The following is a 13817-nucleotide window of genomic DNA, read 5'->3' on the forward strand; positions in this document are numbered from 1 at the left end:
TCCTATGCGGCGAAACCATGTCCTGCAAGGGGGGATGGCTTACTGGTAGCTGCTGGAGGTCGAGCCAAAATCGCCGATGGTGCGGAACGAGATGTTGAAGCCGATGTTGCGGGTCACTTCCCTGGTGGTCCGGTCGCGGGTTTCCGACACCGTCATCATGTAAGTGAAGCACTCGTCATCGTAGGCAAAGCCGACACCGTCGCCGGTCAGAACGCGGGTCTGGATGTCATATGTGCCCGAACCAAAGACGCGCCAGTTCTGGTTGAGGCGTGTCGAACCGCCCAATGTAACCTCATGGCGATCTTCTTCGAACCCGTAACCCGGCTGAGCCTGGATGAAGGCATACTGCGCGGAAACAGAAATAGGCGACGAGCCGCTATAGGCAGCCTTGGCTTCGGCGCGACGAACCTCGAAGGTCTGTTCATCGAAGCGGCCGCTGACCGAGGCCGACAGGCCGTAGGGGCTGGTGAATCCGGCCAGGCCGACATAATCGGACTTGTCAGTCTGGAGACCAGAGTAGGCGCCGACATTGACAAGGTCAGGCTGGGCGAAGGAATTGGTGCCGCCAAGCTGATACGACTGACCGAACAGGGCGTTTGTCGTCCAGCCATTTGCATAGCTGCCGGAATAGCGCACGCCGACATTGGCGCGCGTGCCGCCTTCGATGCGGTCGTAGCCGGAGAACTTGTCACGTTCGAACAGCGTGGTTGCATCGAACACCATGCTCTGCGCGTCTTCGTTGGGAACGCGCAGGCCGCCGACGTAGGATTCGTTCGGGCGCACGAACAATTGCGCAGTCGGCTCGATGATGTGCGAACCGCCGGTCAAGCTGGTGAACAATAGCGGCCAGCGGAACTCCAGGCCCGCGGTCGCCATTGCCCTGGCGAAGGACGAGCGCATGTCGGCGGAAACGCCCTGAGCAGCAGCCATCTGATTGACGGCGTCAAGCGAGCCGGAAGACGCATTGAGGTAGTTGGCGTCGGCCTGGAAAGCCAGCAGTGGGGTAATCACCATGCCGCTATCCGTGACGAAACTGCGCTTCCACTCGGCTTCCGCGGTCAGACGGCCGGAATTTCCTTCGATGCCACGAACGCGCTGTACGGCGCTCAGTGTGTCGTAGTTCAACGTGAAAGCTTCATCGAGACGGTCGCGCTTGATGACGCGGGAATTGAGGTTGATCGAAAGCTGACCACCGGCCAATGGCGCATCCGGGATATAGGCGTAGTCGAGCGACGGCAGCACCCACGGCTGGAACTCGTCGCGCGCGCCAGTCTGATACCGAGCGCCAGCCTCTCGTTGCAGCGTCTTTTCCTGCACCTCGAAGTGCATGGCCCGCAGGTCGAAATAATTGCGGTCGTTCAGGCCGGTCAGATAGACTTCGGAGCGATGGACCGAAGCGTCGTAGCCGTTGATGTGATAGGTGTTCGAGAAATTCTTGTCCGTCTGCAGCAGGACGTCCCAGCCAAAGTTCCAGCGCGAATTGATCGCGAACTGGCCCTTGGTGCCCATCATGCCACGGAATTTGTTCGGATCGCCGGTTGGACCGGAGTCGACCGTATTGCCATCAAACTTCCAAGGCTTCCGCTGATCAATGCCGGCAATGCGTAGGCTGTACTGGCCATTGTCGAAACGCTGGCGCCACTCCGCTTCGCCGAGGAAGCCCTGATTGGTATAGTAGGTTCCACGCGCGGTGATGTCGTAGGTCGGCGACAGCGCGAAGTAGTAAGGAACGGTAATACCGGTGCCGAGCTTGCTGTTGAAGGTGATGCCGGGCATCAGGAAGCCGCTCTTGCGCTTCACCGTCGGGTCAGCGATCTCGAAAGCCGGCAGGAAGGCAATCGGGAAACCGAAGAACTCGAAATTGGAGTTCTCAAAGCGCACCGTCTTCTTCTGGCCGTTCCAGATGATTTTCTTGGCTTTGACGCGCCAGATCGGCGCTTTGTCGGGCTTGTCTTCGCAAGGCTCGCAGGCGGTGTAGACGCCGTTATGGAACGTCGTCAGCACGCCGCCGATGCGTTCGGCGCTCTCGGCGCCGAAATAGGTCTTGTCCACAGTCTCGACGCGCAACGCGTTGACGAAACCGTCAGCGAAATCGTCGGTGATGTCGATATGTTCTGAATTGACCTTGGTTCCGTCGCTCTGCACCAGCTGAGCGTTGCCGGTCGCGACGAGACGCTTGGTCTTGCGGTCGTACTCCACCCGCTGCGCAACGAGCTTGTTGCCGCCGTAGTCGATCTGCACGCCGCCAACGGCGGTAACCGTCTGATTGTCGTTGTCATAGACCAGCGTGTCGGATTCAAGCAGCATCTGCGAACCGGCTGGTACACTGGGTGCTTCAACAGACTGCGCCGCGGCCGGGATGGCCGTCGCCAGGCTGCTGGCAAAAAGGCAAGCGAGTGCGCTCACTCCGCACAGAAGTGTCGCCCGGATCGGCCTGCGACCTTGCAAAACCGGTCTCATCACTAACCGTCTTCCCTGTACAGCAGGAACGTCACCCCAAAGAACATCGCCACGACCACCGGAAACCATGCAGCTACCACGGTCGGGACGAATCCCGCCACTCCAAACGCTTTGACCAAAACAGACACAACATAAAGCAGAAACCCAGCGACTACGCCACCCAGAATCATCGTTGCAGATTGTCCCATGCGTGCAAATCGCATCGAGACGGTTGCTGCGATCAGCGTCATCGCAACCAGAAGGAATGGCATTGCCACCAGCGAATCGAACTGCATGGCGAATGCATTTGCCTTAAGCCCGAAGGAACGAGCAACTTCAATCTTTTGCGGCAACTCGTAGAAGGGAATTGTTTCCGGCCGCGCCAGCCGTTCCTGCACGAATTCCGGCTTCAGATCGGTCGGCAGCCGGTCTGTGGTTTTCTTTTCGACATTGCCGTCCTTGAGGATGCTGACGTCCTGCAATTCCCAGTAGCCGTCTCGCAGGAACACCCGCCTGGCATCCTTGCGTTCGATGATGTTGCCTTGCTGGTCGAGCAGGAAGAAAACGGCGTCCGCCATCTCCAGTCCCTGGTTCAGGATTGCGCGCGCGCCGATGATGGTGTCGCCGGCAGCGGTTTTCTGTCGAATCCATGGAGCGGCATCGGCCGAGACGTCGTTCGACGATCCCGAGCGCAGTTCGCTCTCAATCCTCTCTGACTGGGAAAAGCCGTAGGCTGCCAGCGGATTGAGCACCGCAACAGCAACCGTGCCGAACAGCAACGCGCCGATGCAGCAGGGCAACAGGAACTGCCAGGCCGAGATGCCTGCCGAGCGCGCGATCACCAGTTCGTATTTGCGGTTGAGCGAAACCAGTGTCGCCATGGCCGAGAACAGACCGACAAAGGGGACGGTCTGCAGCATGATCATCGGTACGCGCAGCGCCGAGATCGCAAAACCGGCCTGGTAGGTGAAGCCGGGAACGCCAGCGATGCGACCTGTCAGTTCGGTGAAGTCGATCAGGAAGACGAGGGCAAACAGTCCCAGGAAGATCCAGATGGTGATCCCCAGATAGCGGAAGAAGAAATAGCGGCCGAGTGTCCAACCCATCAGGAATTCCCCTGACGCGTAGCAGCGCGATTGGCCCACCAAAGTCTCAGCCGGATACCGATTTCGCCGAAACGGCTGAACATGTTCGTGAGCCAGTCCGCCCAACTCGACGGCAATTCCATGCGCCGGTTGGAAAAGATGACCCAGCCGGCCACGATCGACGCACCAAAAGGCACGGCTATCACCAGATAATTATAGAGTGGACTGGTGTTGGCCTTGCCTGCGGCGAAGAAGCCCAGCCAGCGCACGAACAGCGCGATGCAGATTGCCGTGATCAGCGGGTGGATTCGCGCTTCCCGGTGTGAGCGCGCGTCACCAGCGACGGCCAGGGCGATCATCGCGAAGGCGAGGGAGTAGGCCCACTCAGAGAACCGCAAGGCAAGCTCGGCACGATACTGGTCTGGCGCCTGTTGGTAATACCGGTCGTTGGGATCGGGGTTGAGCAGATATTGTGTCGTCTGATCCTTCGGATAGAGCGTCGCTTGCGCAGCAGTCGCGAAGGCCGACAGATCGAAGGCGTAAGACGTGAAACGAATGACTGAAACATCGCCAGCGGGTGACTTGCGGTGCACGACGCCATCATTCATCAGAAGCACTTTTTCGCTGCCCTTGTCGATGACGGCGCCCGTTTTGGCGTAATAGACGAGGTCGGTACCTTGCTGCCGGGAATCGGCGACGAAGATGCTGCCCAGGCCGCCATCGGCGAAACGTTCACCGATCTGGACGAAGAGGCCGTCCTCGATTTTCCGGAAGGTGCCTTCCTGGATGATCAACGACAGGAAGTCGGCGCGTGCGCTGGCAATCAGTTCGCGATTTTTCTGGCGGGCATAGGGCTCGACACCGTTGTCGACGACAAAGGAAAACACGCTGGCGATCAGTGCAAGGATCAGGATCGGCTTGACGACGGTCATGCGCGAAGCGCCGGCGGCGTTGATCACCACGAGCTCCGAATCGGAGTTCATGACGCTGAGTGTCTGCGCCACCGCCACAATGAGGGCGAAGGGGACAACGATCGGAATGATGGTTGGCAGGATAAGTGCAGCGACCTGGAAGAAGCTCACCGCCGACTGCCCGTTGTCCGTCACCAGGTTGATGCGGGTGAGGACCTGCGTCGTCCAGACAATCGCCAGCGTCCACGCCAACGCCGCAAGAAAGAGCGAGAGCGCGCGCCGGAAGATATAGAGCTCGGCGACCTTCATTCAGGGCAGTTCTTCTCGATTGATCTTGACGGGTGTCGCAGCGCTAGAAGTTATCTTTCCGGTGGCACCCACACAACCGGCCTGGTCTGGTTCCATTTCAAGTCGTCATGTCCGGTGCTGTCGACTCTGGTCGGCAATGGATAAGAAAAGGCGAATAGGTATGGTTAACAGCACTTTGCGCCAGACATTTGTGCGACGCACAGTCGATCGTCAAGGGTAAGCAGCCGTCAAATATTGCATTCACGCTTCCGGCAACGGAAGGCGGCAACGTGGCGGGCCGAACCCGTTTCGCCCTGCCGGCCGGAAGTTTGCCGGTCTTGCCAAACGGTCCAAAAGCGCGAAATGTCGCGCTTCATTCCAAGCATTCAAATCAAGCAGGATCTCATGGCTGCCCGACCCACGATTGCCTTTGCCAAGTTCGCCACTGTCAAGAAAGGCACGGTCTTTGTGCTTTCTGCGGAAGAAGCGGGGCTTTCCGAACGGGCGAAGGCGCATGATCCGTCCGATTCGCTAGCAAGGGCTCTTCCAGCCGCGGATTTTTCCGGGAAATTCGGCTCATCCGCTGAGATCTTCGCGCCGGGAGGCACCGCTCTTGACCGGCTGGTTGTGGTCGGCGCAGGCAAGCTGTCCGCGCTGGACGAATACGCATGGCTGAAGCTTGGCGGGCATGTAGCGGCATCGCTGCGCAAGGCCAGGGATGCTGTGGTCGTCGTCGATCTGCCGGGCACTCAAACAGATGGGGCGGAGGCTGCTGGTGTTGCCGCCGGCATTTTTTTGCGCGCTTATTCCTTTGACAAATACAAGACGAGGAAAAGTGACGACGCAAAGGACGAGGCCAAGACACCGGTCAAGATCACCATCCAGACAGCAAATCCGGCGGCTGCCAAGAAGGCGTTCGCCGAACTGGAGGCCGTTGTCGATGGCGTGATCGTCGCGCGCGACCTTGTCAATGAGCCGGCGAACGCGCTGGGGCCGGTCGAGTTTGCCGAGCGGGCCAAGCAACTGGAGGCATTGGGCGTCAAGGTCGAGATACTGACCGAGAAGGAGATGAAAAAGCTCGGCATGGGTTCCCTGCTCGGCGTTGCGCAAGGGTCACCGCGCGGTGCTCGCCTGGCGGTGCTGCAATGGAATGGCGGCAAGGCCAAGGACAAGCCGCTTGCCTTTGTCGGCAAGGGGGTGACCTTCGACACCGGTGGCAATTCGATGAAGCCTGCATCGGGAATGGAGGACATGAAGGGGGATATGGGCGGTGCAGCGGCGGTTACGGGGCTGTTGCACGCGCTGGCTGCTCGCAAGGCGAAAGCCAACATCGTCGGTATTCTCGGATTGGTGGAAAACAGCGTCGATGGCCATGCCCAACGGCCAGGGGACATTGTCACATCGATGTCCGGCCAGACCATCGAGGTGCTCAACACCGATGCCGAGGGTCGCCTGGTGCTCGCCGACGCGCTCTGGTATTGCAACAGTCGCTTCGAACCCCGACTGATGATCAATCTTGCCACGTTGACAGGAGCAATCATGGTCGCGCTGGGGCAGCACCATGCGGGGCTGTTCTCCAACAACGACGAACTCGCCGGACAGCTCGTGCAGGCCGGAACCGCCACTCAGGAGAAGCTGTGGCGCATGCCGCTCGGCAGCGAATACGACAAGCTCATCGATTCAAAGAACGCCGACATGAAGAATATTGGTGGACGCTACGGCGGGGCCATCATCGCTGCTCAATTCCTGCAGCGTTTCGTCAAGGAAACGCCCTGGGCCCATCTCGACATTGCGGGGACGGCCATGGCGGCGCCGGCCAGCGAGATCAACCAGTCCTGGGGCTCCGGCTTTGGCGTCCGGCTGCTCGACCGGCTGGTGCGCGATCACTACGAAGGCTGATCGATGGCCGAAGTGCTGTTCTACCATATGACGGAGTCAACGCTCGAGCAGGCGTTGCCGGGCTTGCTCGAGCGCAGTGTCGATCGCGGCTGGCGCGTGGTCGTGCAGACGGGCACGGAAGAGCGCAGGGATGCACTTGACCAGCATTTGTGGATCTACAGCGACGATGGTTTCCTGGCGCATGCGACTGACCGTGAGCCTTATCCGGCTGAACAGCCTGTGCTGCTTACGACGGGGGACATGAACCCCAATTCGGCGCAGATTCGCTTCCTGGTGGATGGTGCCAGCCCTCCAGACCTTGCCGGCTATGACCGTGCCGTTTTCCTCTTCGACGGACATGACGCAGGTCAGGTCGAGGCGGCGCGTAGCCACTGGAAGGACATGAAGGGCGCTGGCCATACCGTAACCTATTGGCAGCAGACGGCAGACCGTCGCTGGGAACGCAAGGCATGACATTGCGCGAGCGCGTTCGGCGCTCTAAGGGCTGAGCGATGCGCAAATTTTTCCTGCTGTTCATTCTGGCTGGCGTCGCCCTCGGTCTTATCTATCCCTGGGCCGTTCGGAATTTTTCCGGCGAAGAACTCGGCACCTGGCATGCTTATCAGGATGGCCGCTTCAAGCCGGTGACGGTGTCGCTGAAGGCTGGAACTGGCCCCGTCCGGGTCTTTGTCGATCTCACCACCAATGCCGATCGCATCGTCGCTTTTGATCGTACCGTCCTGACGCTGACTGCCGCGGCGGGTAACCGAACAGTGCTTGCCGAACGGCTGAGCTTCAGCGGCAATCCGACGCCCCGCGAACAAAGCCCGCAACTGACCGACAAGATATTTCGCGACGAGGCGGGGCTGATCGAGGTTGACGAAGCGAGCACTTATGTCTTCACGCTCGGCCCTGGGGATGCTGACAACCTCCAGATCAAGGCGGTTGATCTTGTCCTGCGTAGTGGGGCTGTCGTTCCGGATGCACGGGTTCGGCAGGTGGGCTTCGGGTCGCTTGCGTTCGGGGTGATCGGTATGGTGCTGGCGATCCGTTTCGGCAGATCACGACGTCCTGACAAATCCGAAACCCCGCCCAAGCCACGCTGGGGCAGGGGCGCTGTCTAGGTCATGAATTATCGCCACGCCTATCATGCCGGCAATTTCGCAGACGTGGTCAAGCATGTCGTGCTGGTGCGTCTGATCGAATATCTGAAACGGAAGGACAAGCCGTTTCGGGTCATCGATACCCATGCCGGTATCGGTCTCTACGATCTTTCTTCCACCGAGGCCCAGAAGACCGGTGAATGGCGGGACGGTATCGGCCGCTTGTCCGGGATCGACCCTGGCATACAGGCGACTATCCTGCTGGGGCCCTATCTCGAAGCAGTCAATTCCTGCAACCCTGATGGTGGAATTGGTTTCTATCCCGGTTCTCCATGGCTGGCGCGGCGTCTGTTGCGCAAGCAGGATCGGCTCACGGCGATCGAATTGCATCCTGAGGACGCTGTTCGGCTGAAGGGACGGTTTGAAGGCGATTTTCAGACGCGTGTCATCGAACTGGATGGCTGGCTGGCGCTCGGCGCACATCTGCCGCCCAAGGAAAAGCGCGGGCTGGTGCTGGTTGATCCTCCTTTCGAGCAGGAAGGCGAATTCGACCGTCTCGCTGCCGGTGTCGAAAAGGCCTACAAACGCTGGCCCGGCGGTATCTATGCGCTCTGGTATCCGATCAAGGATCGGCGCAGCGTTGCCGACTTCCGGAATCAGCTGATCGCGTCCGGCATTGGCAGGGTTCTCGACATCGTCTTCGAAGTGCGGCCGGATTCGAGCAGTGAACGCCTGGACGGCACCGGCATGGTGGTAATCAACCCGCCGTTCACCCTGGAGCAGGAACTTTGTCTGATCCTGCCTGCGCTGCAGGCGGCAATGGCCGAGCCGACCGCCACCGGCTGGCGGCTCGACTGGCTGGCGCGCGAGGACAGCTAGCATCTGATTTGATCGAGGTGGGATACTTCCCGGCTTGACCGTATGACGGCAAATCCGCACAGTGCCGCCAACCTGAAATGAGGCGCTGCCATGACTCACGCGTTCAAATCCTTTCTTGCCGGGTTGATTGGCCTTGGCTCGGTCCTGACCGTTGCTCCGGTAGCGCAAGCTGCCGATATGTCGAGCTATTCAAGTGATCCGGGCGTGTGCGGTGAAGCATGGGTGCTCAACAAGATCAGCAGCCGCTTTGCATACCAGGTGCGCAATGTGCCGAATCTCCCTGATGTGCAAATCACCGACTTTCGCCGCATCAATGAGCGCCGCTATCAACCGGCCGAGGATAATTGGCCGATCGGTCGTCGCTATTGCGACGCAAAAGTCATCCTCTCTGACGGGCATGAGCGCACCATCTGGTACCTGATCGAGGAAGGGCAGGGCTTTGCCGGCGTTGGCGACAATGTCGAGTTCTGCGTTTCAGGCTTTGACCGCTGGTATGTCTACAACGGCGCCTGCCGCGTTCTGCGTTGAGGCGTCCCGCGCCGTGGGCAAGGGCGCTCTCCTGATATTCATCCGGTTGGATACACGCGTTGCTGGACGAGGCCAGTCATGGCCTGTTTGGCGCATCCGTGCCAGAGCACGCTTCAAATGAGGATGTCATGCCCAGCCTGCTTTATGCGACCACTTCGCCATACAGCTCCAAAGTCCGCATGGCGGCTGCCTATGCTGGCATCGCGCTGGAATTGAAGCCGGTCAAGACGGAGGAAGATCCGGCCGATCTGATCGCGGCCAACCCGCTTGGCAAGATTCCCGTACTGGTGCTGGAGACCGGCCAATCGGTCTTCGATAGCCGGGCCATTACCCAATACCTCAATCGACAGACCAAAAATGGGCTCTTCCCGCGCAATCCCGAGAAACGCCTGGAAGCCGAAGCGCTTGAGGCGCTGGCGGATGGTATTTGCGATTCGGCGTTGTCGATGGTCTATGAACGCAGGGTGCGACCCGAGGACAAGGTGTACCAGCCCTGGCTGGACAGACAGTGGGAAAAAGTCACCCGTGCACTCGACAGCCTGAACGCCAATCCTCCCAAATTGCCGAGCAAGATAACCGTTGGTCAAATCGCGCTGCGCGCCGCGCTCGGGTATCTTTCCCTGCGTTTCGCAGGCAAATGGGAAAAGGGGCGAGGGCGGCTGGTACGTTGGGCGGCGCGCTTCGATGAGAAATTTCCGCAACTGAAGAGCTGCATACCTGCCTGACGGAGGCGGGGGTGCTTATGTGCGCGTCGGTTCGAAAACAAAAAAGCCGGGCTCGAAGCCCGGCTTTTTGCTGCCGATCGTAAAACGATCAGAACTTCATACCGACACCGAACTGAATGCGGTTGTCGCTGTCCTTGACCTTGCCGATACCGTTGTCGAAGGTCTTTGAACCGTAGTCGGTGTAGCGATACTCGACCCGGCCGAAGACATTGTCGGTAAGCTTGATGTCGGTGCCGACGCCAGCCGTCCAGCCGAACATGGTCTTGCGGTCGTTGAGACCGGTGACTTCGTCGGTCACCTTCAGGCCTTCGCCCGCACCACCGGCCGTGCCATAGAGCAGGATGTCAGGGCTGACGGAGTAACCCAGGCGGGCGCGGATCGAGCCTTCGAGACCCGACTTCGACTTGAAGCCGTTTTCCGAGCCCTTCGTGCCGTTGTAGCCGAGGTCACCTTCGACGCCGTACACGAAGTTGTCCTGCTGCCAGTTGTAGCCAGCAAAACCGCCGCCGATGAAGCCGTCTTTCTTGATGCTGGTGTTGTAGTCCTCGACCTTGGAGCGGCCCGAGAAGCCGTAGCCGAGGTTCACACCGGCATAAGCACCGGCCCAGGAAGCGACCGGCAGTTCAGCAATCGGGGCCGGAGCCGGCGGCTCTTCCGAAACGACGTCCGCAGCGAAAGCCGGAACGGTGCCGATGATAGCGAGAAGCCCGATCGCAGCAACCGAAGTCCGCGCGAATTTGTGGTTGATAGACATAGTTCTTACTCCATAAAGCCAAAGACGCTGGCTTGTTCCTTGCGAACCAGACCCGCCGGGGGAGGAAACGGATCACGCGTTCAACGGTTCCGGAATTTGGGCGGCAAATACGGCGGAAGCGAACCTGAACTTGGGTCTTTAGCTGGCGCGAATGAGGCTGAAGGATGACGTTGCACTAGTGCAACAAAGTTGTCAGGAGCCTTTCGGCAGAGCGGCTGTACCCGGCTTGGTACAAGGGGTTCAGGTCCCTATATTGGCCGTCCGATCAGACGACCAGAATGCGAGTCGGGGCCGTCATTTCGATGCGCCGACACAATGTGGCCATAGGAGCGAACGGCATTTTACCATTGAGCGGTCTCATTTGCTGGCTGCCCTTGTTGCGGATGAAAGCCAGATGACGAACAAAATCATAGCTGCGGCCCTGGTGACGGGCGGGGCCAAAAGGTTGGGCCGGGCGATTGTCGAAGATCTCGCAGCCAACGGCTTTGCGGTAGCCGTGCATTGCAATCGGTCCCGCGATGAGGCGGAGTCCCTTGTCGGGGAGATCGTCGCGGCCGGAGGGCGCGCTGCCGTCGTAACCGCGGATCTGACCAATATGGACAGAACGGCCGGGCTGATCGAGGCTGCCACCGACGCGCTCGGCCCGATCAACCTTCTGGTCAACAATGCTTCATTGTTCGAGGAAGATTCCCTTGAGGATTTCGATTGGTCGGGATGGGATCGTCATTTCGCTGTGCATGTGAAGGCTCCTGCGCTTTTGACGCAGCGTTTCGCTCGTGCCTTGCCTGATGGGCAGGATGGTCTGGTCATCAACATGATCGATCAGCGGGTCTGGCGCCCGACGCCACGCTATTTTTCATATGCCCTGTCGAAATCGGCGCTGTGGGCAGCGACGCAGACAATGGCACAAGCACTGGCGCCGCGCATTCGGGTGAATGCGATCGGCCCGGGACCAACGCTGAAAGGAGCGCGTCAGGAAGATCACGATTTCCAGAGGCAGCTCGACGGTGTGCTGCTGAAACGTGGTGCCGAGCTTGGCGAATTTGGCGCGACAATACGATATCTGTGGAATGCGCGGTCGGTCACCGGCCAGATGATCGCGTTGGACGGCGGCCAGCACCTTGCATGGCAGACGCCGGATGTGACAGGCGTGGTGGAATGAATTCCGGAAAAGCAAAAAACGGACGCGCGGGTGAAGATCTCCCCGACGTCGATCTGGATGACGACGACAGCATAGAAGTGGATGTAGGGAATTCGGGTCCCGAGGTCGCTTTTACGGCGGTCGACTGGACGCAACATGCCGGCGATACCGACGGCAAGATTGGCGCGGAGGTCATCCAGACGCTGGTCAAACGTCTGCCAAATGCTCCCGGCGTCTACCGGATGATGAACGTCAACGGCGACGTGCTCTACGTTGGCAAGGCTCGCAGCCTCAAGAAGCGTGTCACCCAGTATGCTCAGGGGCGGTTCCATACCAACCGCATCGGCCGCATGGTGCGCGAAACGGCGACGATGGAATTCGTCGTCACCCGCACAGAGATCGAAGCGCTGCTGCTGGAGGCGAACCTCATCAAGCGCTTGCGGCCGCGCTTTAACGTGCTGCTGCGCGACGACAAGTCATTTCCCTATATCTTGCTGACCGGAGACCACCTGTCGCCCGGTATCTACAAGCACCGTGGCGCGCGCTCGCGGAAGGGCGATTACTTCGGGCCGTTTGCGTCGGCGCAAGCGGTGGGGCGTACCATCAACTCGTTGCAGCGGGCTTTTCTTCTGAGAAGCTGCACCGATTCCTTTTACGAAAACCGGACACGGCCATGCCTGCTCTATCAGATCAAGCGCTGCGCCGGGCCGTGCACGGGCGAAATCACGCACGCCGACTATGGCGTGCTGGTGAACGAAGCGAAGGATTTCCTCTCCGGTCGCAGCCAGAAGGTAAAGACCGAGATTTCCGCCGCCATGCAGGCCGCTGCCGAAAATCTCGATTTCGAACACGCCGCGATCTATCGCGACCGTTTGGCGGCGCTCGCCCATGTGCAGAGCCATCAAGGGATCAATCCACAATCGGTGGAGGAGGCAGACGTCTTTGCGATCCATCAGGAGGGCGGGCAGGTCTGCATCCAGGTCTTCTTCTTCCGTACAGGCCAGAACTGGGGCAACCGCGCCTATTTCCCCAAGGCCGATCCGGCAATGGAAGCGGCCGAGGTGTTGGGTTCGTTCCTGGCGCAGTTTTATGATGACAAGCCGACACCGCGCACGGTGCTGCTCTCGCATGCCGTCGACGAGCAGGAATTGCTTGCCGAAGCATTGTCGACCCGTGCCGGCCGCAAGGTCTCGATCTCGGTGCCGCAGCGCGGCGAGAAAAAGGATCTGACGGACCATGCGTTGCAGAATGCGCGCGAAGCGCTGGGCCGGCGGCTGGCCGAAACCTCGACGCAGGCGAGATTGCTGGCTGGTTTCGCAGAAACGTTCAGTCTGCAGAAGCCGCCGGTGCGCATCGAAGTCTACGACAATTCGCACATCATGGGCACCAATGCCGTCGGTGCCATGGTCGTTGCCGGGCCGGAGGGTTTCGTCAAGAACCAGTACCGCAAGTTCAACATTCGCTCGACCGAGATCACGCCCGGCGATGACTTCGGCATGATGCGCGAGGTGATGGAGCGCCGCTTTTCCCGCCTTATCAAGGAACATGGTGACGAGAACACGGGTGAGGAGAATGGCGAGCCGGACGATCTTCTCTCCCACCGCTTCCCGGCTTGGCCCGATGTCATCCTGATCGACGGTGGCCAGGGGCAGATGTCGGCCGTACGCAAGATCCTGGCAGATCTGGGCGTCCAGGATCGCGTGGTGGCCATCGGCATCGCCAAAGGCCAGGATCGCGAGGCCGGCCGCGAGCGCTTTTTCGTTGAAGGCAAGCCGTCCTTCACGCTGCCTGTACGGGATCCGGTGCTGTATTTCATCCAGCGTCTGCGCGACGAGGCGCACCGCTTTGCGATTGGCTCACACCGTGCCCGCCGCAAAAAGGAAATGGTCAAGAGTCCCCTGGACGAAATCGTCGGCATCGGTCCGGGCCGCAAGCGTGCCTTGCTTTTGCATTTCGGTACCGCGAAGGCAGTCAGCCGTGCCGCAATCGACGACCTCATGTCGGTCAACGGTATTTCAGAGCAGGTTGCGCGGCTTGTTTACAACCATTTTCACGAGAATTGACCATTTGTGCGGTGTTTTGCGCT

12 protein-coding genes are annotated in these 13817 nt (G+C 59.7%); 8 read left to right on the forward strand and 4 right to left on the reverse strand.

What is annotated here, in order from left to right; all coding sequences use genetic code 11:
• Positions 1 to 39: 39 nt before the first annotated feature.
• Genes C1M53_RS25990 through lptF form a run of 3 tightly spaced genes read right to left on the reverse strand, consistent with a single transcriptional unit; the run spans position 40 to position 4744 of the window.
• Complete coding sequence (locus tag C1M53_RS25990) at positions 40 to 2460, reverse strand: LPS-assembly protein LptD (protein ID WP_129414850.1); 2421 nt, start codon at positions 2458 to 2460, stop codon at positions 40 to 42.
• 2 nt (positions 2461 to 2462) lie between these two features.
• Positions 2463 to 3548, reverse strand: coding sequence for an LPS export ABC transporter permease LptG (gene lptG, locus C1M53_RS25995; protein ID WP_207213148.1), 1086 nt, complete (start codon positions 3546 to 3548; stop codon positions 2463 to 2465).
• Positions 3545 to 4744 carry an LPS export ABC transporter permease LptF gene (gene lptF / locus C1M53_RS26000; protein ID WP_129414852.1) on the reverse strand — a complete coding sequence of 400 codons (1200 nt, stop codon included), beginning with the start codon at positions 4742 to 4744 and terminating at the stop codon, positions 3545 to 3547. The genes lptG and lptF overlap by 4 nt, the downstream gene beginning before the upstream one ends.
• A 384-nt stretch (positions 4745 to 5128) precedes the next feature.
• On the opposite strand from lptF, the gene C1M53_RS26005 reads away from it, so the two are divergent.
• The 6 genes from C1M53_RS26005 to C1M53_RS26030 all read left to right on the forward strand — a co-directional run bounded on the left by C1M53_RS26005 (position 5129) and on the right by C1M53_RS26030 (position 9836).
• On the forward strand, positions 5129 to 6622 hold the full coding sequence (locus tag C1M53_RS26005; protein WP_129414853.1) for a leucyl aminopeptidase: 1494 nt from the start codon (positions 5129 to 5131) through the stop codon (positions 6620 to 6622).
• Between the two features lie 3 nt (positions 6623 to 6625).
• Positions 6626 to 7075, forward strand: coding sequence for a DNA polymerase III subunit chi (locus C1M53_RS26010; RefSeq protein WP_129414854.1), 450 nt, complete (start codon positions 6626 to 6628; stop codon positions 7073 to 7075).
• Between the two features lie 38 nt (positions 7076 to 7113).
• Positions 7114 to 7725 (forward strand): hypothetical protein, encoded by a 612-nt coding sequence (locus tag C1M53_RS26015; RefSeq protein WP_129414855.1) that lies wholly within the window; start codon positions 7114 to 7116, stop codon positions 7723 to 7725.
• A gap of 3 nt (positions 7726 to 7728) precedes the next feature.
• A complete protein-coding gene (locus tag C1M53_RS26020) occupies positions 7729 to 8583 on the forward strand; it encodes a 23S rRNA (adenine(2030)-N(6))-methyltransferase RlmJ (RefSeq protein ID WP_129414856.1) in 855 nt (284 codons plus the stop codon).
• 90 nt (positions 8584 to 8673) lie between these two features.
• Complete coding sequence (locus tag C1M53_RS26025; RefSeq protein WP_129414857.1) at positions 8674 to 9111, forward strand: hypothetical protein; 438 nt, start codon at positions 8674 to 8676, stop codon at positions 9109 to 9111.
• A gap of 128 nt (positions 9112 to 9239) precedes the next feature.
• The gene (locus C1M53_RS26030) at positions 9240 to 9836 is read left to right on the forward strand and encodes a glutathione S-transferase family protein (RefSeq protein ID WP_129416375.1); all 597 of its coding nucleotides are present in this window, start codon (positions 9240 to 9242) and stop codon (positions 9834 to 9836) included.
• Positions 9837 to 9924: 88 nt separating this feature from the next.
• Here the strand turns inward: C1M53_RS26030 and C1M53_RS26035 are convergent, their stop codons facing one another.
• Positions 9925 to 10590, reverse strand: a complete 666-nt coding sequence (locus C1M53_RS26035) for an outer membrane protein (RefSeq protein ID WP_129414858.1) — start codon at positions 10588 to 10590, stop codon at positions 9925 to 9927.
• Between the two features lie 394 nt (positions 10591 to 10984).
• Here C1M53_RS26035 and C1M53_RS26040 point away from each other — a divergent pair, with 394 nt between their 5' ends.
• On the forward strand, positions 10985 to 11752 hold the full coding sequence (locus C1M53_RS26040) for an SDR family oxidoreductase (protein WP_129416376.1): 768 nt from the start codon (positions 10985 to 10987) through the stop codon (positions 11750 to 11752).
• Positions 11749 to 13794: an excinuclease ABC subunit UvrC gene (gene uvrC / locus C1M53_RS26045; protein WP_129414859.1), complete on the forward strand. Its 2046-nt coding sequence runs from the start codon at positions 11749 to 11751 to the stop codon at positions 13792 to 13794. Before C1M53_RS26040 ends, uvrC begins: the two co-directional genes overlap by 4 nt.
• The last annotated feature ends 23 nt before the right edge of the window (positions 13795 to 13817 follow it).

This window comes from Mesorhizobium sp. Pch-S (genome assembly GCF_004136315.1).
Classification (GTDB): Bacteria; Pseudomonadota; Alphaproteobacteria; order Rhizobiales; family Rhizobiaceae; genus Mesorhizobium.